This is a genomic window from Blastococcus sp. SYSU D00820, assembly GCF_054050695.1.
The window spans coordinates 224,767-247,961 of record NZ_JBJGZW010000002.1 but is presented as its reverse complement, the minus strand read 5'-3'; the positions used below and the strand labels follow the sequence as shown (position 1 = coordinate 247,961).

The 23,195-nt window shown below is 76.1% G+C and carries 24 protein-coding genes; 7 read left to right on the top strand and 17 right to left on the bottom strand.

Features of this window, described 5'->3' with window-relative positions:
* Nucleotides 1-107: 107 nt before the first annotated feature.
* Nucleotides 108-446, bottom strand: a complete 339-nt coding sequence (locus ACI79R_RS05135; RefSeq protein WP_056288122.1) for a P-II family nitrogen regulator — start codon at nucleotides 444-446, stop codon at nucleotides 108-110.
* A complete protein-coding gene (locus tag ACI79R_RS05130) occupies nucleotides 443-1,768 on the bottom strand; it encodes an ammonium transporter (RefSeq protein WP_456572500.1) in 1,326 nt (441 codons plus the stop codon). Before ACI79R_RS05130 ends, ACI79R_RS05135 begins: the two co-directional genes overlap by 4 nt.
* 341 nt (nucleotides 1,769-2,109) lie before the next feature.
* On the opposite strand from ACI79R_RS05130, the gene ACI79R_RS05125 reads away from it, so the two are divergent.
* Genes ACI79R_RS05125 through ACI79R_RS05110 form a run of 4 tightly spaced genes read left to right on the top strand, consistent with a single transcriptional unit; the run spans nucleotide 2,110 to nucleotide 4,700 of the window.
* On the top strand, nucleotides 2,110-2,820 hold the full coding sequence (locus ACI79R_RS05125; protein WP_456572499.1) for an energy-coupling factor ABC transporter permease: 711 nt from the start codon (nucleotides 2,110-2,112) through the stop codon (nucleotides 2,818-2,820).
* Nucleotides 2,817-3,158 (top strand): PDGLE domain-containing protein, encoded by a 342-nt coding sequence (locus ACI79R_RS05120; RefSeq protein ID WP_456572498.1) that lies wholly within the window; start codon nucleotides 2,817-2,819, stop codon nucleotides 3,156-3,158. Before ACI79R_RS05125 ends, ACI79R_RS05120 begins: the two co-directional genes overlap by 4 nt.
* A gap of 16 nt (nucleotides 3,159-3,174) precedes the next feature.
* Nucleotides 3,175-3,957 (top strand): cobalt ECF transporter T component CbiQ, encoded by a 783-nt coding sequence (cbiQ, locus tag ACI79R_RS05115; protein WP_456572497.1) that lies wholly within the window; start codon nucleotides 3,175-3,177, stop codon nucleotides 3,955-3,957.
* Nucleotides 3,954-4,700, top strand: coding sequence for an energy-coupling factor ABC transporter ATP-binding protein (locus ACI79R_RS05110; RefSeq protein WP_456572496.1), 747 nt, complete (start codon nucleotides 3,954-3,956; stop codon nucleotides 4,698-4,700). Before cbiQ ends, ACI79R_RS05110 begins: the two co-directional genes overlap by 4 nt.
* A gap of 2 nt (nucleotides 4,701-4,702) precedes the next feature.
* Here ACI79R_RS05110 and ACI79R_RS05105 read toward each other — a convergent pair whose 3' ends face one another.
* Both ACI79R_RS05105 and ftsY read right to left on the bottom strand, forming a co-directional pair.
* Nucleotides 4,703-5,521 carry an SDR family NAD(P)-dependent oxidoreductase gene (locus ACI79R_RS05105; protein WP_456572495.1) on the bottom strand — a complete coding sequence of 273 codons (819 nt, stop codon included), beginning with the start codon at nucleotides 5,519-5,521 and terminating at the stop codon, nucleotides 4,703-4,705.
* 156 nt (nucleotides 5,522-5,677) lie between these two features.
* A complete protein-coding gene (gene ftsY, locus ACI79R_RS05100) occupies nucleotides 5,678-6,880 on the bottom strand; it encodes a signal recognition particle-docking protein FtsY (protein ID WP_456572494.1) in 1,203 nt (400 codons plus the stop codon).
* A 112-nt stretch (nucleotides 6,881-6,992) separates the two neighbouring features.
* On the opposite strand from ftsY, the gene ACI79R_RS05095 reads away from it, so the two are divergent.
* Both ACI79R_RS05095 and ACI79R_RS05090 read left to right on the top strand, forming a co-directional pair.
* Complete coding sequence (locus ACI79R_RS05095) at nucleotides 6,993-8,672, top strand: alkaline phosphatase D family protein (protein WP_456572493.1); 1,680 nt, start codon at nucleotides 6,993-6,995, stop codon at nucleotides 8,670-8,672.
* 4 nt (nucleotides 8,673-8,676) lie between these two features.
* Entirely contained in the window at nucleotides 8,677-9,489 is an 813-nt protein-coding gene (locus ACI79R_RS05090; RefSeq protein ID WP_456572492.1) for an endonuclease/exonuclease/phosphatase family protein, read from the top strand.
* 81 nt (nucleotides 9,490-9,570) lie between these two features.
* On the opposite strand, the gene smc is transcribed toward ACI79R_RS05090, so the two are convergent.
* The 12 genes from smc to ACI79R_RS05030 all read right to left on the bottom strand — a co-directional run bounded on the left by smc (nucleotide 9,571) and on the right by ACI79R_RS05030 (nucleotide 22,100).
* Complete coding sequence (gene smc, locus ACI79R_RS05085; RefSeq protein WP_456572491.1) at nucleotides 9,571-13,137, bottom strand: chromosome segregation protein SMC; 3,567 nt, start codon at nucleotides 13,135-13,137, stop codon at nucleotides 9,571-9,573.
* Nucleotides 13,138-13,212: 75 nt separating this feature from the next.
* Complete coding sequence (locus tag ACI79R_RS05080) at nucleotides 13,213-13,377, bottom strand: hypothetical protein (RefSeq protein ID WP_456572490.1); 165 nt, start codon at nucleotides 13,375-13,377, stop codon at nucleotides 13,213-13,215.
* A 177-nt stretch (nucleotides 13,378-13,554) separates the two neighbouring features.
* The gene (locus tag ACI79R_RS05075; protein WP_456572489.1) at nucleotides 13,555-13,827 is read right to left on the bottom strand and encodes an acylphosphatase; all 273 of its coding nucleotides are present in this window, start codon (nucleotides 13,825-13,827) and stop codon (nucleotides 13,555-13,557) included.
* A complete protein-coding gene (gene mutM / locus ACI79R_RS05070; protein WP_456572488.1) occupies nucleotides 13,824-14,702 on the bottom strand; it encodes a bifunctional DNA-formamidopyrimidine glycosylase/DNA-(apurinic or apyrimidinic site) lyase in 879 nt (292 codons plus the stop codon). Before mutM ends, ACI79R_RS05075 begins: the two co-directional genes overlap by 4 nt.
* 6 nt (nucleotides 14,703-14,708) lie before the next feature.
* Entirely contained in the window at nucleotides 14,709-15,488 is a 780-nt protein-coding gene (gene rnc, locus ACI79R_RS05065; RefSeq protein WP_456572487.1) for a ribonuclease III, read from the bottom strand.
* Between the two features lie 9 nt (nucleotides 15,489-15,497).
* The gene (gene rpmF, locus ACI79R_RS05060; RefSeq protein WP_456572486.1) at nucleotides 15,498-15,677 is read right to left on the bottom strand and encodes a 50S ribosomal protein L32; all 180 of its coding nucleotides are present in this window, start codon (nucleotides 15,675-15,677) and stop codon (nucleotides 15,498-15,500) included.
* 1 nt (nucleotide 15,678) lies between these two features.
* Nucleotides 15,679-16,299, bottom strand: coding sequence for a YceD family protein (locus ACI79R_RS05055; protein WP_456572485.1), 621 nt, complete (start codon nucleotides 16,297-16,299; stop codon nucleotides 15,679-15,681).
* Nucleotides 16,300-16,558: 259 nt separating this feature from the next.
* A complete protein-coding gene (locus tag ACI79R_RS05050; RefSeq protein WP_456572484.1) occupies nucleotides 16,559-17,248 on the bottom strand; it encodes a hypothetical protein in 690 nt (229 codons plus the stop codon).
* Nucleotides 17,245-17,754, bottom strand: a complete 510-nt coding sequence (coaD, locus tag ACI79R_RS05045; RefSeq protein ID WP_456572483.1) for a pantetheine-phosphate adenylyltransferase — start codon at nucleotides 17,752-17,754, stop codon at nucleotides 17,245-17,247. Before coaD ends, ACI79R_RS05050 begins: the two co-directional genes overlap by 4 nt.
* Nucleotides 17,751-18,305 (bottom strand): 16S rRNA (guanine(966)-N(2))-methyltransferase RsmD, encoded by a 555-nt coding sequence (gene rsmD / locus ACI79R_RS05040; RefSeq protein ID WP_456572482.1) that lies wholly within the window; start codon nucleotides 18,303-18,305, stop codon nucleotides 17,751-17,753. The genes coaD and rsmD overlap by 4 nt, the downstream gene beginning before the upstream one ends.
* A complete protein-coding gene (gene recG, locus ACI79R_RS05035) occupies nucleotides 18,302-20,485 on the bottom strand; it encodes an ATP-dependent DNA helicase RecG (protein ID WP_456572481.1) in 2,184 nt (727 codons plus the stop codon). The genes rsmD and recG overlap by 4 nt, the downstream gene beginning before the upstream one ends.
* Before the next feature lies 1 nt (nucleotide 20,486).
* Complete coding sequence (locus ACI79R_RS05030) at nucleotides 20,487-22,100, bottom strand: DAK2 domain-containing protein (protein ID WP_456572480.1); 1,614 nt, start codon at nucleotides 22,098-22,100, stop codon at nucleotides 20,487-20,489.
* A 162-nt stretch (nucleotides 22,101-22,262) separates the two neighbouring features.
* Between ACI79R_RS05030 and rpmB the strand changes: the two genes are divergently transcribed.
* Nucleotides 22,263-22,454, top strand: a complete 192-nt coding sequence (rpmB, locus tag ACI79R_RS05025; protein ID WP_029339036.1) for a 50S ribosomal protein L28 — start codon at nucleotides 22,263-22,265, stop codon at nucleotides 22,452-22,454.
* 87 nt (nucleotides 22,455-22,541) lie between these two features.
* On the opposite strand, the gene ACI79R_RS05020 is transcribed toward rpmB, so the two are convergent.
* A complete protein-coding gene (locus ACI79R_RS05020; RefSeq protein WP_456572479.1) occupies nucleotides 22,542-23,192 on the bottom strand; it encodes a cytidylate kinase-like family protein in 651 nt (216 codons plus the stop codon).
* Nucleotides 23,193-23,195 lie beyond the last annotated feature (3 nt).

Genomic DNA, 23,195 nt, shown 5'->3' with positions numbered 1-23,195 from the left:
GGTCCCCCAAGGTCCACGAGTGGTGCGGGAACGCGTCGGCCGGGGTGGCGGGCTGCCCCACCACCCCGGCCGACGACGGTCGTGCGTCCGGGTGCGGTCGTCGACGCCTAGAGGGCGTCGGCCCCGCGCTCGCCGGTCCGGACACGGACGATCTCGTCGATCGTCGTGACCCAGACCTTCCCGTCGCCGATCTGGCCGGTGGAGGCCGACTCGACGACGGCGTCCACCACGCGGGCGGCGTCGGTCTCGCTGACGACGACCTCGATGCGGACCTTCGGGACGAAGTCCACCTGGTACTCCGCACCGCGGTAGACCTCGGTGTGGCCGCGCTGGCGGCCGAAGCCCTGGACCTCGCTGACGGTCAGACCGGCGATGCCGATCAGCTCGAGGGCGTTCTTGACGTCGTCGAGCTTGAACGGCTTGACGATCGCGGTGACGAGCTTCACACCCGGCTCCCTTCCTTGGAGAGGTTGCTGCCGCGGGCCTCGGCGTGTGCCTGGCCGGCGGACGACACGGCGCCGCCACCGCCGCCGAGCGAGGCGAAGTCGTAGCCGGTCTCAGCGTGCACCACGCTGTCGATGCCGGTGACCTCGTCCTCCTCGCGGAGACGGAAGCCCATGGTCTTCTCGATGATCATGCCGATCACGTAGGAGAGGACGAAGGAGAAGACCAGCACGGCCAGCGCGCCGACGACCTGGCGCCACAGCTGGTCGACCCCGCCGCCGTAGAACAGGCCGTCCTGCGGAGCGGCGTTGTCGGTGGTGGCGAAGAAGCCGATGAGGATCGTGCCGACCAGCCCGCCGACCAGGTGGACGCCGACGACGTCGAGCGAGTCGTCGTAGCCGAGCTTGTACTTCAGCCCGACGGCGAGGGCGCACAGGACACCGGCGATGACGCCGATCGCGATGGCGCCCAGCGGCGACACCGCGGCACAGGCCGGGGTGATCGCGACCAGCCCGGCGACCACACCGGAGGCGGCCCCCAGCGAGGTGGCGTGCCCGTCGCGGAACTTCTCGGTGAGCAGCCAGCCCAGCGCGGCGGCGCCCGTGGCGACCAGGGTGTTGACCCACACGGTGGAGGCGATGGCGTCGGCGGCGACCTCGGAGCCGGCGTTGAAGCCGAACCAGCCGAACCACAGCAGGCCGGCGCCGATCATGACCAGCGGCAGGTTGTGCGGCCGCATCGGGTCGCGGCCGAAGCCGCGGCGCTTGCCGAGCACGAGGGCCAGCGCGAGGCCCGCGGCACCGGCGTTGATGTGCACCGCGGTGCCACCGGCGAAGTCGACGGCCAGGAGGCTCGCGGCGATCCAGCCGTTGGCCAGGTCGAAGACCCAGTGGGCGACCGGGAAGTAGACGATCGTCGCCCAGACGCCGGCGAAGACCATCCAGGCGCCGAACTTGGCGCGGTCGGCGATCGCGCCGGAGATCAGGGCGACGGTGATGATCGCGAAGACGGCCTGGAAGCCCACGAAGGCCATGTCCGGCAGGCCGGTCTCGCCGACGCTGCCCATCAGGCCCTCGAGCCCGAAGTAGGTGCCCGGGTTGCCCACGATGCCGTTGCCGATGTCGTCGCCGAACGCGACCGAGTAGCCGTAGAGGACCCACAGCACGCTGACCAGGGCCAGCGCGCCGAAGCTCATCATCATCATGTTCAGGACGCTCTTGGCGCGGACCATGCCGCCGTAGAAGAGCGCCAGGCCGGGGGTCATCAGCAGGACCATCGAGGCGCTGACGAGGACCCAGGCGGTATTGCCGGTGTCGATCTCCACGGCAACCTCCTGACGGGGTGGGGTGGCGGGGCCACAGGACGGACCCGGGCGCGCGGGCGGCGCCGGGAGCGAGCGGGGTGCCGACCGCCCCCGTCCCCGGGGGCGACTGCGGCGTTCACGGTGCCGGGCCGCTGTTTCGACTGGCAGCGCGCCGCTGTTTCCGGGTGGTGAACTCCGCCCCGCGTGTCCGGTCCCCGTGTTGCGACCGTGTTGCCGGCCTCGCGGACGCCGCGCCGGCGGGAGGATCGGATCCTCTTGCAAGGGGTTCGCAACAAGCAGCGCGGTCATCTAGGGTCGCTGCGGGCAGCCACCCGGCCCCTCCCCCGATCCCCGGAGGCACCGTGCACGTCCCCGACGGCTTCCTCGACGCCCCGACGTCGATCGCCACCGGCGTCCTGGCCGCCGGCACCGTGGCCGTGGCGCTGCGGGGCTCGCGCCGGGAGCTCGACGAGCGCACCGCCCCGCTGGCCGGCCTCACCGCCGCCTTCGTCTTCGCCGCGCAGATGATCAACTTCCCGGTCGCCGCGGGCACCAGCGGGCACCTCATCGGCGGAGCGCTCACCGCCGTCCTGGTCGGGCCGTGGACGGCGGTGCTCTGCATGACCGTCGTCCTGCTCGTCCAGGCGGTGCTGTTCGCCGACGGCGGGCTCACCGCGCTCGGCACGAACGTGACCCTGATGGCGCTGGTCGCGGTCGCCGTCGGCTACGGGATCTTCCGGCTGCTGTCGGCCGTGCTCCCGCGCACCCGTACGGGCGTGCTGACCGCCGCCGGTGCCGGGGCCTTCCTGTCCGTGCCGGCCGCGGCCCTGGCCTTCGTCGGCCTCTTCGCGGTCGGCAGTACCGCCGACGTCTCCCTCGGCGCCGTGGCCGCCGCGATGGGCGGGGTGCACCTGCTCATCGGCCTGGGCGAGGCGGCGATCACCGTCGCCGTCCTCGGTGCGGTGCTCTCCGTCCGGCCCGACCTGGTGCACGGTGCGGCCCGGCTGCGCCGCGCCGCCCTCGCCGGTCGCCCGGGGACGGCCGCCGCCACCGACTCCCTGGCCGCCCGGTGAGCGCGCGACGCGGCACCCGCCGCCTCTGGCTGGTCGGCCTGCTGATCGCGCTGCTCGTCGCCGGGGTGGGCAGCTGGTACGCCAGCTCCTCGCCCGACGGGCTCGAGTCGGTCGCCGAGGAGCACGGCTTCGCCGACACGGCCGAGGACAGCGCCGCGGCCGGCTCCCCGCTGGCGGACTACACCGTCGCCGGCGTCGACGGCGAGCGGCTCTCCGGCGGGCTGGCCGGCGTGGCCGGCGTCGCGGTGACCCTCGTGCTGGCCGGAGGCCTGACCCTCGTGCTGCGCCGCCGCAGCGCCGGCCGCGCGGAGGCGCAGCCGGCGACCGCGGCCGACTGAGCGGAGCCGACCGACAGTGGCCGCCGGGCACGCCGGGCTCATCGGCGCGGCGTACGTCCCCGGCACCGGGCCGGTGCACCGGCTGGCGCCGCACGTGAAGCTGGTCGCCGTCCTCGCCTTCGCCTTCGTCGTGGTGGCCACCCCGGTGCACGCGCCGTGGGCCCCGGCCGCCTACGCCGGGCACCTCCTGGTGGTGCTCGCCGCGGCCGCCGCGGCCGGGGTGCGGCCCGGGCGGCTGGCCCGCGGCCTGGTCGTCGAGGTGCCGTTCGTCCTGTTCGCGCTGCTGCTGCCGTTCGTGGCCCGCGGACCGCGGGTCGAGGTGCTCGGCCTGTCGCTGTCGGAGAGCGGGCTGGCCACCGGCGGCGGGGTGCTGGCCAAGGCGACCCTGTCGGTGCTCGCCGCGACCGTCCTGGCCGCCACCACCGAGCCACGGGAGCTGCTGCGCGGCCTGGAGCGGCTGCGGCTGCCCACGGTGCTCGTGCAGATCCTCGGCTTCATGATCCGGTACGCCGACGTCGTCACCGGCGAGATGCGCCGGATGCGGGTGGCCCGGGAGTCCCGCGGCTTCCGGGGCCGGCACCTGGGCGCGCTGCGCGTGCTCGGCCCGGCCGCCGGCTCGCTGTTCGTCCGCTCCTACGAGCGCGGCGAGCGGGTGCACCTGGCGATGCTGTCGCGCGGCTACACCGGCCGGATGCCCGGCGCGGCCACGGTCGCCGCGCCGGCCCGGGACTGGCTGACCGCCCTGACGCTCCCCCTGGCCGCCGGCGTCGTGCTGGCAGCGGGTCTACTCGTCGGGTGAGCTCCGCACCGCCCAGCCTCCTCGTCGAGGACCTCGCCTTCGCCTACCCCGACGGCCACCAGGCGCTGTACGGGGTGGACCTGCGGGTGGAACGCGGTGAGCGGGTGGCCCTGCTCGGGCCCAACGGCGCCGGCAAGACCACCCTGGTGCTGCACCTCAACGGCATCCTCAGCGGCGGCCGCGGCTCGGTGAGCGTCGCGGGCCTGCCCGTCGGCAGGAGCACGCTGCAGGAGGTGCGCCGCCGCGTCGGCGTCGTCTTCCAGGACCCCGACGACCAGCTGTTCATGCCCACGGTCGGGGAGGACGTCGCGTTCGGCCCGCGCAACCTCGGCCTGCCCGAGGCGGAGGTCGCCGCCCGCGTCACCGCGGCGCTGGAGCAGGTGGGCATGGCCGGCGTGGCCGACCGGCCGCCGCACCACCTGTCCTTCGGCCAGCGCCGCCGGGTCGCCGTGGCCACCGTGCTGTCGATGCACCCGGAGATCCTGGTGCTCGACGAGCCGTCGTCCAACCTCGACCCGGCCGGGCGGCGGGAGCTGTCCGAGGTGCTCGACGCGCTGCCGGTGACCATGCTGATGGTCACCCACGACCTGCCCTACGCGCTGCAGCTGTGCCCGCGCTCGGTCGTGCTGGACGGCGGTGTCGTCGTCGCCGACGGCCCCACCCGGGAGCTGCTGGCCGATCCCGCACTGCTCGCCGCGCACCGGCTGGAACTCCCCTACGGGTTCGACCCCAGCCGCGCCTGAGCTCAGGCCGGCCGCAGCCGCCCGGTCAGCCGGTCGGCGCGCCGGCGCAGCAGCAGGTCGGCCCGCTCGTCGTCGGTCGTGATCCAGAAGTCGCCGCGGCCGATGCCGGCGAACAGGATCCCGGCCACCTCGGCCGGGGAGATGCCCCGCGTGCGCAGCAGCTCGGCCATGCGCTCGCGGGCCACGGCCCCGCCGTCCCCGCTGGCCGGCGCGCTGGCGTAGATCCCGGTGTCGACCGGGCCGGGCATCAGGCAGGAGACGCCGATCGGCACGCCGCTGTCGGCGAGCTCGATGGCCAGGCACTCGGTGAGCGCCAGCGCGGCGTGCTTGCTGGCGCAGTACGGCGCCTGCGCCGGGAGCGTGGTGACCGCGCCGATCGAGGCGGTGGTCACCACCCAGGCCGGCGTCCCGGCCTCGACCATCCGCGGCAGGAACGAGCGGATCCCGTGGAAGACGCCGGTCACGTTGACGCCCACCAGCCGGGCGAAGCGGGCCGCGTCGAGCTCCCACAGCCGGCCGGTCGCCTCGATGCCGGCGTTGTTCACCAGCAGCCGCACGTCGCCGAACCGCTCCGCGGTGACGCGGGCGAGGGCGTCGACGGCGGCGGCGTCGCTGACGTCGCAGCGCACCGCCAGCGCCGCCGCGCCCGCGTCGGTCAGCTCGCCGGCGACCCGCTCGGCGCCGTCGGCGTCGGCGTCGGCCAGCACCACCGACATGCCCCGGGCCGCGGCCGCCCGCGCGATCGCGGCGCCGATGCCGGCCGCGGCCCCGGTGACGACGGCGGTGCCGCCGGCGAGGTCGGTGGCGGTCATGCGGTGCATCGGCGCTCCGTCGGTCGGGCAGCGGTGCACGCGGACCGGCACCTGCGGCCGGACGCTAGCCCGCCGGCCGGCGCTCGGCCGGCGCTCCTCCCGGTGCGCGGGAGGGTGTCGGTCGCCCCACCCGCGAACCCCCTCGGCGTCCGCCCCGGTCCGGCGTCAGCCGACGATCGCCTCCGCGAAGGCCTCCGGCTCGAACGGCGCCAGGTCGTCCGCGCCCTCTCCCAGCCCCACCAGCTTGACCGGGATGCCCAGCTCCCGCTGCACCGAGACCACGATGCCGCCCTTGGCCGTGCCGTCGAGCTTGGTCAGCACGACGCCGGTGACGGCGACGGCCTCGGTGAAGACGCGCGCCTGGATGACGCCGTTCTGCCCGGTGGTCGCGTCGAGCACGAGCAGCACCTCGGTCACCGGGCACTGCTTCTCGACGACCCGCTTGATCTTGCCCAGCTCGTCCATGAGGCCGGACTTGGTGTGCAGCCGGCCGGCGGTGTCGACGACGACGGTGTCGACCTCGGCCTCCACGCCGGTGCGCACCGCCTCGAAGGCGACCGACGCGGGGTCGGCGCCCTCCCTGCCGCGCACCGTCAGCACGCCCACGCGCTCGCCCCAGGTCTCCAGCTGGTCGGCGGCCGCGGCGCGGAAGGTGTCGGCGGCACCGAGGACGACGCTGCGCCCGTCGCCGACCAGGACGCGGGCGATCTTGCCGACCGTCGTCGTCTTGCCCGCGCCGTTGACCCCGACGACGAGGACGACGCCCGGGTGTCCTTCCCGCCGCTCGGTGGCCAGGCTGCGGTCGAGGTCGGGACCGAGGACGGCGGTGAGCTCGCGGACCAGCAGCGACCGCAGCTCGGCGCCGGACGCGGTGGCCAGCACCATCGACTGGGTGCGCAGCCGCTCCACGATCTGGGTGGTGGCGGCGACGCCGACGTCGGCGGCGAGGAGGGTCTCCTCGATCTCCTCCCAGTCGTCCTCGGTCAGCCGCTCGCGGGCCAGCACGGTCAGGAGGCCGCGGCCCAGCGCCGACTGGGAGCGGGCCAGCCGGGAGCGCAGCCGCACCAGGCGGCCGGCCGAGGGCAGCGGCGTCTCGAAGACCAGGCCGGGCTCGGGCTCGGCCGGCGGCAGCACGACCGGCGGCGCGGGAGCGGTCTCCGGCGGCGCCCCGAGGCCGGAGGCGGTCGACCCGGACGGCGGCGCGGCGGGCTCGGCCGGCGCCGCGGGCGGGCGGGGACGGGTCAGCGTCGTGCCGGTGACGGCGTCCTCGTCCAGACGGGTGGTCCGGCGGCCGCGGCCGACCAGGAGGCCCACCCCGACCAGCAGGGCCACCACGAGGATCGCGATCGCGATCAGCACGAATTCCATGGCGCCCAGTCTCCCAGCAGCTCAGGAGCCGCACCCAGGCACAACACCCAGGCAGCAACACCCGGGCAGCAACACCCAGGCGATGCCCAGCCGAGTGGGCCAGGCTGTGCCCATGGCCCTGCCCGCCGGAGACCGCCCGGCCCTCCTCCTCGGTCCGCTGCTGCGGCACGTCGACCCCGTCTCGGCCACCGTCTGGGTGGAGACCGACCGGCCGTGCGAGGTGGAGGTGCTCGGCCGGCGGGAGCGCACCTTCCTCGTGGCCGGGCACCACTACGCCCTGGTGGTGGTCGAGGGCCTGGAACCGGGCAGCTCGACGCCCTACGAGGTGCACCTGGACGGCGTCCGCGTCTGGCCGGAGGAGGCCGCGCCGTTCCCCGCCGGCCGGATCCGGACGCCGGGGCACGGCGGCCCGTTCCGCATCGCCTTCGGCTCCTGCCGGTACGCCACCCCGAGCACCGTGCTGCCGGCCGAGGGCATCCCGCCGGACGCCCTCGACGCCTACGCCACCCGGATGATCACGCTGCCCGAGGACGAGTGGCCCGACGCCCTGCTGCTGCTCGGCGACCAGGTCTACGCCGACGAGCTCACCAAGGCCACGCGCACCTGGCTGTCGCTGCGCCGCGGCACGCCGGTGCCCGAGGGGAGCCAGGTCGGGGACTACGAGGAGTACACCCGGCTCTACGCCGAGTCGTGGAGCGATCCGCAGGTGCGCTGGCTGCTGTCCACCGTGCCGTCGTCCATGGTGTTCGACGACCACGAGATGATCGACGACTGGAACACCTCGGCGGCCTGGCGCGCGACGACCACGGCGACCGACTGGTGGAGCGACCGGATCGCCGGCGGACTGGCCAGCTACTGGGTCTACCAGCACCTGGGCAACCTCAGCCCGCAGGAGCTCGCCGACGACGCGCTGTGGCAGCGGGTGCGCCGGTGCACCGACGGGGACGACGCCGAGCCGCTGCTGCGCGAGATGGCGCTGGCCGCCGACCGCGACCCGGCCACCTTCCGCTGGAGCTACGTGCGGCACTGGGGCGAGGCGCGGCTGGTCATGGTCGACAGCCGCGCCGGCCGGGTGCTCGACGAGCACGGCCGCCGGATGCTGGACGACGCCGAGTTCGACTGGGTCGAGGCGGCGATGCGCCGGGCCGTCGAGGAGGGCGCGGAGCACGTCGTCATCGGCACGTCCCTGCCGTGGCTGCTCCCCCACGCCATCCACGAGATCGAGCGGTGGAACGCGACGCTCAACGTGCGCCACCACCGCAAGCTGCGGGGCCGGCTGGCCGAGCAGCTGCGCCAGGCCGCCGACCTCGAGCACTGGGCGGCGTTCGGCCACTCCTTCGAGCGGCTGGGGCGGGCGCTCACCGCGCTGGCCCGCGGCGAGCACGGCCGGGCGCCGGCCACCGCGCTGGTGCTCTCCGGCGACGTCCACCACGCCTACGCCGCCGAGCTGGTCGAGCCCGGCGACCTGACCACCCGGGTGCACCAGCTGACGGTCTCCCCGCTGCACAACCAGGCGCCGCACCCCATCCGGGTCGGCTTCCGCATCGGCTGGAGCCGCTGGGCACGGCGGCTGACCACCCGCATGGCCCGGCTGGCGCGGGTCGAGCCCTCGTCGCTGGACTGGGCCAAGGCGGCCGGGCCGTTCTTCGGCAACCAGATCGGCGAGCTGGTGCTCGACGGCCGGCACGCGACGTTCCGCCTGTTCCTCAGCGAGGCCGGTGGCGGGGAGGGGCTGCGGCAGGTGGCCGACCTGCCGCTGGCCGACCCCGTGCCGGCGGGGATGACAAGCTGACGGGGTGAGCGACCTCTCCGGGACCAAGCCGGCCCCCGGCCCCGACCAGCCGCCCATCCCGGTCCGGCTGGTCACGTTCAACACCCACCACGGGGTCGGGGACGACGACCGCCACGACCTCCCGCGGCTGGCCAAGGTGCTCGCCGCGACCGAGGCCGACGTGATCTGCCTGCAGGAGGTCGACCGCCGGTTCGGCGACCGCAGCGAGGACGTCGACCAGGCGCTGCTGCTCTCCCGCGCGCTGGACATGCAGCTGGCGTGGGCGCCGTCGATCGACGAGCCGCGCGGCGACGGCGACCGCCGCCAGTACGGCAACGCGGTGCTGTCGCGGCTGCCGGTGCTGGTCAGCGACGTGCACCGGCTGCCCGGCGGCGGGGAGCCGCGCAGTGCGCTGCGCACCCTCCTCGAGCTCGACGGCGGCACGCTGTGGGTGACCGCCACCCACCTGACCACCCGGTCGGCGGCCGAGCGGGCCGAGCAGGCGGCGGCGCTGGCCGCGCTGCACACCGACGCGATGGCCGCCGGCGTCGTCGTCGGCGATTTCAACGCCCGTCCCGACGCCGACGAGCTCGCCGCGCTACGAGAGCGCTTCGGCGACGCCTGGGAGCTGGCGCACGACCGCGGCGACCAGGCCGGCTGGCGGTTCTGGCACGCCGGCGACGGGCTGACCCACCCCGCGGGCGCGCCGCACCGGCGCATCGACCAGGTGTGGGTCTCCCCCGGCGTCACCGTCGCCAGCGCGCGGGTGCTCGACGCCGCCGGGGCGTCGGACCACCTGCCGGTCGTCGTCGACCTGCTCGTCCCGTCGGGCGTCTGACCCCGGCATAGGAGGCTTTACGCACGTTCTCCCGCCGGAAACGTGCGCAAAGCCTCCTATGCCTCGCTCCGCGCGCGGGCCTCAGGCCGGTTCGGGCTCCCGCAGCCGCTGGCTGATCACGCCGGTGATCCCGTCCCCGCGCATGCTCACGCCGTAGAGGGCGTCGGCGATCTCCATCGTCCGCTTCTGGTGGGTGATGACGATCAGCTGCGAGGTCGAGCGCAGCTGCTCGACCAGGGTGAGCAGCCGGCCGAGGTTGACGTCGTCCAGCGCCGCCTCGACCTCGTCGAGGACGTAGAACGGCGAGGGCCGGGCCCGGAAGATCGACACGAGCAGGGCGACGGCGGTCAGCGACCGCTCGCCGCCGGACAGCAGCGACAGCCGCTTGACCTTCTTGCCCGGCGGCCGCGCCTCGACCTCCACGCCGGTGGTCAGCATGTCCTCGGGGTCGGTGAGCAGCAGCCGGCCCTGGCCGCCGGGGAAGAGCACGGCGAAGACCTGCTCGAACTCCCGCTGCACGTCGGCGAAGGCCGAGGCGAAGACGTCGTGGATGCGCTCGTCGACCTCGCGGACGACGGTGAGCAGGTCGCGGCGGGTCGCCTTGAGGTCCTCGAGCTGGGTGGCGAGGAAGGTGTGCCGCTCCTCCAGCGCCGCGAACTCCTCCAGCGCGAGCGGGTTGACCTTGCCCAGCGTGGCGAGGTCGCGCTCGGCGCGGGCGGCCCGCCGCTCCTGGGCGGCCCGCTCGTAGGGCACCGGCTCGGGCTCGGGCTCCCCCGCCGCCTGCGCGGCGGCCACCTGCGCGGGGGTCGGCGGCACGGGGGCCGCCGGGCCGTACTCGGCGAGCAGCGTGGCCAGGTCGACCCCGAACTCCTCGGCCGCCCGCGTCTCCAGGCCCTCGATCCGGTAGCGCTGCTCGGCGCGGGCCACCTCGTCGCGGTGCACCTCGTCGGTGAGCCGCTCGAGCTCGGCGGTGGCCGCGCGCACGCGGGTGCGCACCTCAAGCAGCTCGGCCTCGGTCGCCGACCGCACGCGGGCCAGCTCGTCGCGCTCGGCGGCGGCCCGGGCCAGCGAGGTGGCCAGCGCGGTGAGCGCCTCCTCGGCGCCGGCGCGCACCCGGGCGGCGACGGCGGCGCCGCGCTGCCGGGCCAGCCGGGCGGCGGCGGCGCGCTCGCGAGCGGCGCGCTCCTGCCGGGCCTGGCGGCGCAGCGCCTCGGCCCGCCCGGTCAGCGCGCGGGCCCGCTCCTCGGCGGTGCGCACGGCCAGCCGGGCCTCGGTCTCGCCCTGCCGGGCCGCGGCGACCTCCAGCCGCAGCCGGTCCCGCTCGCCCGGGTCGGGCTCCTCCTCGACCGGGGCGGCCTCGGCCTCGGCCAGCCGCTCCTCCAGTCCCGCCAGCCCGGTCACCGCCTGCTCGAGCGCCTGCTCGGCGCGCACCCGCGCGGCGGCGGACCGCTCGGCCTCGGCGGCGGCCGACCGCGCCGCGGCGCCCAGCTCGGCGAGCTCCGCGGCCACCGCGGAGCGGGTGCGGTCGGCGGCCTGGCGGGCGGCGAGCGCGGTCTCCACCGCGGCGGACCGCTCCCGGGCGGCCTCCCGCGCGGCGGCCAGCCGGTCGGCGAGCTCGGCCGCCCGCGCCGCGGCGGTGGCCAGCTCGCGGCCGGCCTCCTCGACGCGGGCGCGCACCTCCAGCCCGGACGGGGCGTTGGCCTGCCCGCCCACCGACCAGTCGGCACCGACCAGGTCGCCGTCGGCGGTGACGGCGCGGATCCGCGGGTGGGTGGTGACCAGCGCGCGGGCGGCGGTGAGGTCGGGCACGACGGCGACCCGGTCCAGCGCGCGGGCCAGCGCCGGCAGCAGGTCGTCGGGCGCCGTGACGAGGTCCAGCGCCCAGCGCAGCCCCTCCGGCAGCACCGGCCAGCCCTCGCGCGGCAGCGGCGGCAGCCCGCCGGTCACCAGCAGCCCGGCCCGCCCGCCGCCGGTCTCCTTGAGGTGGGCCAGCGCCGCGGCGGCCTCGGCGACGCCGCCGACGACGACCGCGTCGGCCATCCCGGCCAGCGCGGCGGCGACCGGTACCTCGGCGCCGGGGTGCACGGTCACCTGGTCGGCGAGCGGGCCCAGCACACCGGGCAGGTCGGCGGCGAGCACCGCGGCGGCACCGTCGGCGGGCGCGAGCCCCAGCGCGAGCGCGTCGCGGCGGGCCTGAGCCCCGGCCCGGTCGCGCTCGGCGGCGCGCTCGGCGGCGACCAGCTCGGTCACCGCGCGGGCGGCGGCGGCGTGGGCGGCGACGGCGTCCTGGTGGGCGGTGACGAGGACGACGTCCTCGTCCTCCTGCTCGGCCACCTGGCCGTGCCGGTCGGCCAGCCGCTCGGCGGCGGTCTCGGCACGGTCGGCGGCCTCGGCCGCGGCGGCGGCCAGCCGCTCGATCTCGGCCTCCCCGGCGGCGGCGCGCGAGCGGGCGGCGGCGACCTGGCCGGACAGCCGGGCCAGCCCCTCCCGCCGGTCGGCCAGCGCCCGGGCCGCGGCGACCCACGCCCGCTCCGCCTCGGCCAGCGCCTTCTCCAGCTCCGTGCGGGTGGCGACGGCGGCGGCCAGCCGGCCGCGCTCGGCCTCGAGTCCCTCGGCGAGCTCGGCCTCGGTGGCGGCGATCCGGTCGGCCTCGGCCTCGAGCTGGTCGGGGTCCCGGCCGCCCGGGGCGGCCGCGGCCGGCGCGGAGAGGTGGCGGTGCCGCTCGCCGGCCAGCGAGGCGATGCCGCGGAACCGCTCGGTGAGCGCGGACAGCCGGTACCAGGTGTCCTGGGCGCCGCCCAGCAGCGGGGCGTTCGCGGCCAGCGCCGCCTCCAGCTCCGCCTCGCGGCGTGCGGTCCGGCCGAGCTCGGCCTCGACGACGGCGCGGCGCTCGCGGGCGGCGGTCTCGTCGGCGACGTCCTTGGCCAGGGCGTCGCGGAGCTGGACCAGGTCGTCGGCGAGCAGCCGCAACCGCGCGTCGCGCAGGTCGGCCTGGACGCCGGCCGCGCGGCGGGCCACCTCTGCCTGCCGGCCCAGCGGCTTGAGCTGGCGGCGCAGCTCCGCGGTGAGGTCGGCCAGCCGGTCGAGGTTGGCCTGCATCGCGTCGAGCTTGCGGAGCGCCTTCTCCTTGCGCTTGCGGTGCTTGAGGACGCCGGCGGCCTCCTCGACGAACGCGCGGCGGTCCTCCGGGCGGCCGGAGAGGACGGCGTCGAGCTGCCCCTGGCCGACGATGACGTGCATCTCGCGGCCGATGCCGGAGTCGCTGAGCAGCTCCTGGACGTCGAGCAGGCGCACCTTGTCGCCGTTGATCTCGTACTCGCTCTCCCCGGAGCGGTACATGCGGCGGGTGATCGACACCTCGGTGTAGTCGATCGGCAGGGCGCCGTCGGCGTTGTCGATGGTCAGGGTCACCTCGGCCCGGCCGAGCGCCGGGCGGCCGGCGGTGCCGGCGAAGATGACGTCCTCCATCTTGCCGCCGCGCAGGCTCTTGGCCCCCTGCTCGCCCAGCACCCAGGCGATGGCGTCGACGACGTTGGACTTGCCCGAGCCGTTGGGGCCGACGACGGCGGTGATCCCCGGCTCCAGGCGCAGCGTCGTCGGCGACGCGAAGGACTTGAAGCCCTTCAGCGTCAGGCTCGACAGGTGCACGGGAAGGGGAGCCTAGTCCGGCCCGGGCCCCGCGGCGGGGCCCGCGGGGCGGGTGTTACCGGTGGTGCGGGACGCTCAGGCCAGCGCCGGCTCGGCGCTGTCGCCGGCCATGCTGAGCAGCTCGTGGGCGATGGCGGCGTCGCGCTGGGCGCGCAGCTCCTCGAGCTCCTGCTCCAGCCGCCGCACCTTGGCCCGCAGTGCGGCGTTCTCCTCGTGTACTCGGAGCTCAGCGCGCGACACGACGGAACCGAACAGGGCCTTGGCCATGGCTGTGACGGCCTTTCCAGACATCGGGAGGGTGTGCCCGGCGCCCCGGGAAGCGGTCGGCGCGGGCTCTGTACCACAAGGGTGACAGGCGCGGACACGCAGGTCAACGGCAGGAGGGGGCTCCCCCGTGTCGGGCGGATGTCGCGTTGGTCACGCCGTGGTGAAGCCCTGCATCCCCTGCACCGGCTCCTCGCGGACGTCGACCGCCGTCACCGCGCCCGGCGCGGCGGCGCCGGACAGCTCGGCCACGAGCGCGCGGACGGCGTCCGCCTCGCCCTCGACGACCACCTCGACCCGTCCGTCGGGCAGATTCGCCGCCCGCCCGGCCAGCCCGGCCCGCTGCGCGGCGCGCCACACGAAGGCCCGGTAGCCGACGCCCTGCACGGTGCCGTCGACGAGGGCGACCACCCGGACGGCGCTCACCGGGCGCGCCGGGCCCGCGGCCGCGGCTGGCAGCGCGGGCAGCTGTAGCTGGAGCGGTTCATGAACGGCTCGCGGACGATCGCCGTCCCGCAGCGCGGGCAGGGCCGGTCGGCCTGCCCGTACACGGCGAGGAACCGGGAGAAGTAGCCGCTCTGCCCGTTGACGTCGACGTAGAGGGAGTCGAAGGAGGTGCCGCCCTGGGCCAGCGCCTCGTCGAGCACGTCGCGCACGCCCTGCAGCAGGGCCCCGACCTGCGGCCGGGTGAGCGACCCGGTGGGCCGGGTGCCGTGCAGCCGGGCCCGCCACAGCGACTCGTCGGCGTAGATGTTGCCCACGCCGCCGATCAGCGTCTGGTCCAGCAGCGCGCGCTTGACCTGGGTGTCGCGCCGGCGCAGCGCGGCGCTGAACGCGCTCTCGTCGAACGCGGGGTCCAGCGGGTCGATGGCGATGTGCGCCACGCGCGGGGGCAGCGCGTTGCCGGGGGCGTCCTCGACGGCCAGCCCGCCGAAGGTGCGCTGGTCGACGAAGCGCAGCTCGCGGCCGCCGTCGGTGAAGGTGAACCGGGCGCGCAGGTGCGTCTCGTCCGGCGCGGAGGGCTTCTCGACCAGGAGCTGGCCGCTCATGCCCAGGTGCGCGACGAGCGCGCGCTCGGCCGGCGTGCCGTCGGCCTCGGCCAGGGGCAGCCACAGGTACTTGCCGCGGCGGTGCGCCGCGCTGATCGTGCGGCCGGTGACCGAGGCGATGAAGTGGTCGGTGCCCTCGAGGTGCCGGCGGACGGCGCGCGGGTGGTGCACCTCCACGGTGGCGACGGTGCGCCCGGCGACCCACTGCTGCAGCCCGCGCCGGACCACCTCGACCTCGGGCAGTTCGGGCACGTGGGCTCAGCTCCCGTCGTCGGCGGCCGGATCCGCCGACAGCGCCCGCCAGGCCGCCTCGGCGGCCTCCTGCTCGGCGGCCTTCTTGGTGCGTCCGGCACCGGCGCCGTAGACCTGGCCGGAGAGCAGCACCTCGGCGGTGAAGGTCTTGGCGTGGTCGGGCCCGGTGTCGCGGACGACGTACGTGGGCGCACCCAGGCCACGGGCGGCGCCGAGCTCCTGGAGGCTGGTCTTCCAGTCCAGGCCGGCCCCGCGGGTCGCCGACTCGGCCAGCAGCGGGTCGAACAGCCGGTGCACCAGCGCGCTCGCGACGTCCAGGCCCAGGCCCAGGTGCACGGCGCCGATCAGCGCCTCCATGGCGTCGGCGAGGATCGAGTCCTTCTCGCGGCCGCCGGTGGTCTCCTCGCCGCGGCCCAGCAGCAGGTGCGGGCCGATGCCGCCGTCGCCGAGCCGCCGCGCGACCCGGGCCAGCGAGGTCATGTTCACCACCGACGCGCGCAGCTTGGCCAGCTGCCCCTCGGGCAGGTCGGGCTGGCTGCGGTAGAGCTCGTCGGTGACGACCAGGCCGAGCACGGAGTCCCCGAGGAACTCCAGCCGCTCGTTGGTGGGCAGCCCGCCGTTCTCGTAGGCGTACGAGCGGTGGGTCAGCGCCAACGCCAGCAGGCCGCCGGGCAGCTCGATGCCCAGGGCGTCGAGCAGCCAGGCGGCCGCACGGTCGGCGTGGTCGTCCCCGGCCGGCGACCGGCCGGCGGTGCCGGCCGGCGCGGCCGCAGCCGGGTTCCCCACGACGTCAGGTCAGACCGAGAGGACCTGACGGCCCTCGTACTGCCCGCAGTTCGGGCAGGCCTGGTGCGGCGGCTTGAGCTCGCCGCAGGCCCGGTTCGGGCAGGGCGAGAGCGTCGGGGCGCTCGCCTTCCACTGCGAACGGCGCGCGCGGGTGTTCGCGCGGGACATCTTCCGCTTCGGGACGGCCACGTCAGTTCTCCTCTGGTTCGTCCTCGCCGGGGGTGCCCGGTGAGGAAGTGAATCGGCCGGCGAGCCCGGCCCAGCGGGGGTCGACCACCTCGTGCGAGTGGTCGGGCGGGAGGTCGTCGATGCGCTGGCCGCAGTCGACGCACAGCCCGCCGCAGTCCTCGGTGCAGGTCGGCGACAGCGGCAGCGCGAGGACGACGGCGTCCCGGAGCATCGGCTCCAGGTCCAGCAGGTCGCCCTCGACCCGGCGGACCTCGTCCTCCTCGCTGGTCGCCTCGGTCGTGCTGCCTTCGTAGGCGAACAGCTCCTGGACGTCGAGCCGGAGGGTGTCCTCGACCGGCTCCAGGCAGCGCGCGCACGAGCCCTCGACCGGCGCCTCGACCTCGCCGGAGACGAGCACGCCCTCCATCACCGACTCCAGCCGCAGCCGCAGGTGCACCGGCGCCCCCTCGGGGACGCCGATCAGCTCCACCCGCCACTCCGCCGGCGCCGGGATGGTGCGGTCCAGCTCGTGCATCGACCCGGCCCGGCGACCCAGCTCGCGCAGGTCGACGCGCCAGGGGTTGGCGGACGGGCGCCGGGCGTCGGAGGACGCGGCGCCGGAGCGGTTCGGTGCGGCAGGCATGTCGGTACTCGCGGTCGGGAGCGGGGAGGGAGGTCGTCCGAGGCGGGCAACCGCGGCGGTCGGACCAGACGACGAGACTACCCGATCGCCGGAGGGCGCCGTCCGGGAGCGCGGGGAGGCGCCCCTCACGCGGCGGTCGGGGCCGGCCCGCACATGATCAGGGTCCCTGATCCCGTGGGGTCCTCCCCGGGCGCGGGACGTCGGGGAGGACGCCGGACGACCAGGGACCCTGATCATCTGGAACGGGCGCCAGGCGGCGTCACGGTTCGCGCAGCGTGCTCCGCGCCTTCTCCACCGACCGCAGCATCCGCTCCAGCGTGGTGCCGAAGTCGGCCAGCCGGGTGTCGACGTACTCGTCGACCTCGGCGCGCATGCGGCTGACCTCCGCGACGGTCTGCGCGCCCATCTCGTCGGCGCGGCTGACCGCGCCGCGGTAGACCTCGGTCTCGGTGATCAGCCGCTCGTGCTCCTCGCGCGCCGCGGCCAGCAGCTCGGCCTGCTGGGCCTGGGCGTCGGCGATGAGCGCCTCGCGGTGCCGGTGCGCCTCCTCCACCAGCCGGTCGGCCTCGGCCTCGGCCTGGGTGAGCAGGTCGTCGGCGTCGGCCTGCGCCTGGGCCAGGAGCTCGTCGCGCTGCCGCCGGGCGGTGCCGAGGATCTCCTCGCGCTGGCGCCGGGCCTGCCCGATCAGCTGCTCGCTCTCGCTGCGGGTGCGGCCGGTGAGCCGCTCGGCCTCGGCCTGGGCCTGCTCGAGGATCTCGGTGCGCTGCTCGACGATCGCGCCGGCCTGCTGCACCTCCTCGGGCAGCGACTCGCGGAGGTCGTCGAGCAGGTCGAGCAGCAGGTCGCGGGGCACCATGCAGGAGCCCGACATCGGCACGCTGCGGGCGTTCTCGATGACCCGGCTCAGCTCGTCGACGACGTCGTAGAGCCGGTAGACGACCTCGGTCACGGTGTTCCCCCGGGAGCCCGGCCGTCCGGCCCCTGCTGCCCCTGGGCGAGCAGCCGGTCCAGGACGGCCTTCGGGACCAGCCGGGAGACGTCACCGCCGAAGGTGGCGATCTGCTTCACCAGGCTGGAGGACAGGTGCCCGACCTGCGGCGCGGTCGGGACGAACAGCGTCTCGATGCCCGCCAGCTCGCGGTTCATCTGCGCCATCTGCAGCTCGTACTCGAAGTCCCCGACCGCGCGCAGGCCCTTGACCACCACCGGGATGTCGGAGCGGCGGCAGTAGTCGACCAGCAGGCCCTGGAAGCTGTCGACGACGACGTTCGGCAGGTCGGTGACCGCCTCGCGCAGCATGGCCATGCGCTCGTCGACGGGGAACATCCCGGCCTTGCCGGGGTTGACCAGGACGGCGACCACCAGCTCGTCGTAGAGCGCGGCAGCGCGGCTGATGACGTCGACGTGGCCGTTGGTGACCGGGTCGAAGGAACCGGGGCAGACGGCACGCCTCACGGCAAGCGACCGTACCGGAGCACTGCCTCTCCGTAGCGGCGATCGCGGATCCCCTCGAGGGGTGTCGGCCACTCCCAAGCCTCCTCGCGGCTGGACCGCTCGACCACGACGACGGCGTCGTCGGCCAGCCACCCGCCGCCGGCCAGCGCCGACAGCACCTCCCGCACCTGCTCGGCGGGGACGGCGTAGGGCGGGTCGGCGAGCACGAGGTCGAACCGCGCCGGCGGCGCCCCGGCGACGACTCCCGGGACCGATCCGGCGATCACCCGCCCGCCGGGCAGCCCCACCGCGGCCAGGTTGGCCTTGAGCACCGGCAGCACCCGCGGCCCGTTCTCCACGAACACCACCTGCGCCGCCCCGCGCGACAGCGCCTCCAGGCCGAGCGCGCCGGAGCCGGCGTACAGGTCCAGCACCGCCGCGCCCTCGAGGTCCAGCAGCGTGCCGAGGGTGTTGAACAGCCCCTCGCGGGCGCGGTCGCCGGTGGGGCGCACGCCGGACGGCGGCACCTTCAGCGGCCGCCCCCGGGCAGCGCCGGAGATCAGCCGCGTCATGCCTTCTCCAGGTACTCCGCCCGCTCGTCGGTGGCGAGGGCGGCCACCTCCGACGCCAGGCCGGGGTGGTCGGCCAGCCCGCGCTCGGTGGCCAGCAGGGCGGTGGCCTCGGTGCGTGCGGTGGCGATCAGCTCCTCGTCCTCCAGCAGCGACAGCAGCCGGATGCCCGAGCGGCGGCCGGACTGGGCGGCACCCAGCACGTCGCCCTCCCGCCGGGTCTCGAGGTCCAGCCGGGCCAGCTGGAAGCCGTCGGAGGTGCTGGCGACGGCGGCCAGCCGCTGGCCGGTGGCCGAGCCGCTGGGCGCCTCGGAGACCAGCAGGCAGAGGCCGGCGTGCGCGCCGCGGGCCACCCGGCCGCGCAGCTGGTGCAGCTGGCTGACGCCGAAGCGGTCGGCGTCCATGACGACCATCACCGTCGCGTTGGGCACGTCGACGCCGACCTCCACGACGGTGGTGGCGACCAGCACGTCGACCTCGGCGGCGGCGAAGGCCCGCATCCGGGCCTCCTTCTCCTCGGGAGTCAGCCGGCCGTGCAGGACCTCCAGCCGCAGCCCGGCCAGCGGCCCGGCCCGCAGCGCCTCGGCCACGTCCAGCACCGCCAGCGGCGGACGGCGGTCGCTGCCCTTCTCGTCGGGCGGGGCGCCGTCGGCGTCGTCGGGCTCCTCCTCGGCGCCGGCCTCCTCGCCGATCCGCGGGCAGACGACGTAGGCCTGCCGGCCGGCGGCGACCTCCTCGCGCAGCCGCTCCCACGCGCGGTCCAGCCAGGAGGGCTTCTCGCGGACCGGCACCACCGAGCTGGCCACCCCGCCCCGGCCGCTGGGCAGCTGGCGCAGCGTGGAGGTCTCCAGGTCGCCGTAGACGGTCATGGCGACGGTGCGCGGGATCGGCGTGGCGGTCATGACCAGCACGTGCGGCGGGCGGTTGCCCTTGGCGCGCAGCGCGTCGCGCTGCTCCACGCCGAACCGGTGCTGCTCGTCGACGACGACCAGCCCCAGGTCGGCGAAGTCGACGCCCTCCTGCAGCAGGGCGTGGGTGCCCACCACGATGCCGGCGCTGCCGTCGGCGACCGCGGCCCGCGCCTCGCGGCGGGCGGCGGCCTTGAGCGAGCCGGTCAGCAGCACGACGTTCGTGCCGGCCGGGTCGCCGTCGATCTCCCCGGCCCGGCCGAGCGGGCCGAGCAGCGCGCGGATGCCGCGGGCGTGCTGCGCGGCGAGCACCTCGGTGGGTGCCAGCAGCGCGGCCTGGCCGCCGGCGTCGACCACCTGCGCCATGGCGCGCAGCGCCACCACGGTCTTGCCCGAGCCGACCTCGCCCTGCAGCAGCCGGTGCATCGGCTGGTCGCGGTCGAGCTCGGTGGCCAGTTCCTCCCCCACCTCGCGCTGGCCCTCGGTCAGCGCGAACGGCAGCGCGGCGTCGACGGCGTCGAGCAGCCCGCCGGCGCGGCGCGGGCGGGCGATGCCCGGCTCCAGCGCGGCGGCCCGGCGGCGGGCGGCGAGGGTCAGCTGGAGCACCAGCGCCTCGTCCCACTTGAGCCGGTGCTGGGCCTGCTCGACGTCGTCGTCGCTGGTCGGCCGGTGGATGTCGAGCAGCGCGGCGGCCAGGCTCGGGAGGCCGTGCCGCGCGCGCATCTCGTCGGGGAGGGGGTCCTCGACGAACCCGAACCCGCCGCCGGCGTCGAGCAGCAGCTTCACCGACTTCTGGATCATCCAGCTGGAGACGTCCTTGCTGGCCGGGTAGATCGGGATGAGCGCGCGCATCCACTCGCCGTCGTCGTCGCCGGTGAGCAGGTGGCAGTCGGGGTGGGCGAACTGCGGCTTGCCCTGCCAGCTGCCGACCGTGCCGGCGAACAGGCCCCACGCCCCGGCCTCGAGCCTGGCGTGCTTGGAGTTGAAGAAGACCAGCTTCATCGAGCCCTCGAGGTCGCCGACGACGACCTCGGTGATCATGCCCCGCCGCTGCTTCATCGGCCGGGTGCTCACGCTGCGGACCTGGGCGAGGACGGTCACCCGGTCGCCGATCTGCAGGTCGTCGAGGCGGGTCATCTCCCCGCGGCGGGCGTAGCGCCGCGGGTAGTGGCGCAGCAGGTCGCGCACCGTGTGCAGGCCCAGCTGCTCGGCCATCGCCTTCGCCGTCTTCGGCCCGAGCACCCGGCCGAGGTCGGTGGCCATGGTCACCGGCACGTCACTCCACCCCGATCTGCAGCGGGACGCCGGCCGCGCCGCCGTCGTACCGCGTCACCTCCACGGTCGGATGGGCCGAGGCGAGGTGCGCGCAGACGGCGTCCCCCAGGGCGGCGTCGGGACCGACGACGAGGGTGGCCAGCTCCCCGCCGGCCGACAGGAGCCGGTCGAGCAGGTCGCAGGCCGTGGCGGCGAGGTCGGCGCCGATGACCACGACGTCGCCCTCGGCGGCGCCGAGCACGTCGCCCGGGGCGCAGCGCCCGGCGCTGGTCAGCGCCTCCTGGTCGGCGACGACGACCTCGGCCCAGCGGGTGGCCGCGGCCGCCTCGGCCATCGTGATGACGTCGTCGCCGAAGCGGCGCGACGGATCGGCGACGGCGATCGCGGCCAGGCCCTGGACCGGCGACCGGGTGGGGACGACGGCGACGTCGCGGCCGGCCTCGCGGGCGCGGTCGGCCGCGCGGGAGGCCACCGGGGTGAGCGCCGGGTCGTTGGGCAGGACGACGACCTCCGCGGCGGCCGAGCCGAGCACCTCGTCGAGCACCTGCTCCTCGCTGACGCCGTCGGGACCGCAGGCGACCACCCGCACCCCCTCCCCCGCGAACAGCGCGCCCAGCCCCTCGCTCGGCACGATCGCGACCACCGCACGCTCGCCGGCCACCGGAGCCGGCGGGCGGACCGGCGCCAGCGGGGTGACCGAGATGCGGTACGGCCGCCCGGCCTCGATGCCGGCCTCGATCGCCGCGCCGATGTCGCTCACGTGCACGTGCACGTTCCACTCGCGGCCGGTCGGGGTGTCGACGCCGACCACCACGAGGCTGTCGCCCAGCGCGGCGAGCCGGTCGTGCAGCCGGGCGACGGCCACCTCGTCGGCGTCGGCGAGCAGGTACTGCACCTCGCTGCCCGGGCCGGCCGGCGGCTGGTGCGGGACGTCGTGGTCGTGGGCGTGCGGGCGCTGCCCGGCCGGGCGGCGGACCAGCGGCGGCCGCGCGGGCTCGACCCCGGTCACGGTGGTGACCAGCGCGTCGAGCACCAGGCACAGGCCGGCTCCCCCGGCGTCGACCACCCCGGCGTCGCGCAGCGCGGCCAGCTGGGCGGGGGTCTCCTCGAGCGCGGCGCGGGCGCCGTCGGCGGCGGCGCGGACGACCGCGGCCAGGTCGGTGTGCCCTGCGGCGACGGCCGCGGTGGCGGCTGCCCCCGCGGCGCGGGCCACGGTGAGGAAGGTGCCCTCCTCGGGGTCGGCCACGGCCGTGTAGGCGCTGTCGGCCGCCTTCTGCAGGCCCTCGGCGAAGGTGGGGCCCTCGGCCGGCTCGCGGCCGGCGAACTGGTCGGCCAGGCCGCGCAGCAGCTGGGCGAGGATCGTGCCGGAGTTGCCCCGGGCACCGAGCACGGCGCCGCGCGCGAGCACCGACCAGACCGACTCGGCCCCGCCGTCGCCGGCCTCCTCGAGCGCCGCCAGCGCGGCCTCGGCGGTCAGCAGGAGGTTGGTGCCGGTGTCGCCGTCGGGGACCGGGAAGACGTTGAGCTCGTCGAGCCGGACCCGGGCCTCGGACAGCGCGGCGACCGCGGCCCGGCACCAACGACCGGCCGCGGCGTCGTCCAGCGCCTGCAGCACGGCCGGAGGGTACCCACGATCGCCGACAGGACCGGGCCGGAACGGGGACCGGACGGCCCCGGCGACGTCGTCCGCGGGGAACGGCTAGACTGGCCGACGGTCTGTACGCGGTCGCTGTCTGCGCACCGCACGATGTGAACGAATCTCTGGGAGTGATCCGCCGTGGCTGCCGTGTGCGATGTCTGTGGCAAGGGGCCCGGTTTCGGTATGTCGGTGTCGCACTCGCACCGCCGCACGCCGCGCCGTTGGAACCCGAACATCCAGTCCGTGCGGGCGCTGATCGCCCCGGGCAACCGTCGCCGGATCAACGCGTGCACCTCGTGCATCCGCGCCGGCAAGGTCGTCCGCGCGTAGCGCGCACGAGCTCGCGAACCATCCCGGCTCCGACCGGGCCGACCCCGGAGGTCTCCTGACCTCCGGGGTCTTCCGCGTGTCCGGGGGTCAGGCCGCCCCGATGCCCCGGGCCCGCGCGGCGGTGACCACCAGCTCGACCACCGTCTCCAGCGGGAGCACCGTGCTGTCGACCACCAGGTGGTAGTTGCGCACCGAGGTGGGGTCGCACCGGTAGAAGTGCCGGACGTAGGCCTCCCGGGTGCGGTCGGCGGCGTCCATCTCCCGCCGCACCTCCTCCTCCGGCCGGCCCGAGCGCGCCACCGCCGCGGCCAGCCGGCGGTCGGGCGGGCCGTCCAGCCGCACGTGCAGGACGTCGGGGCGGTCGCGCAGCACCATCGCGGCCGCCCGGCCGAGCACCACGCCCCCGGCACCGGCGGCGATCTCGCGCAGCACCCGCTCGGTCTGGTCGCGGTAGGCGCGCTCGTCGGGCTGACCCGGCACCGGGAACACGCCGCCGACCGGGTCGGGCATCGTGCCGAGGGAGGCCACCAGCCGCCAGAGGCCGCGGGTGACCCGCTCGTCGTTCTCCTCGGCCTCCTCCACCGGCACGCCCAGCCGGCCGGCCACCTGCGCCGGGATGGCCCGGTCGTGGAAGGGCAGCCCCAGCCGCTCGGCGACCGCCGGGGCGATCTCCGCACCGGCGGCCCCGTAGGCCGCCGACACCGTCACGACGCCCCCGGTCACGATGCCCCCGGTCACGAT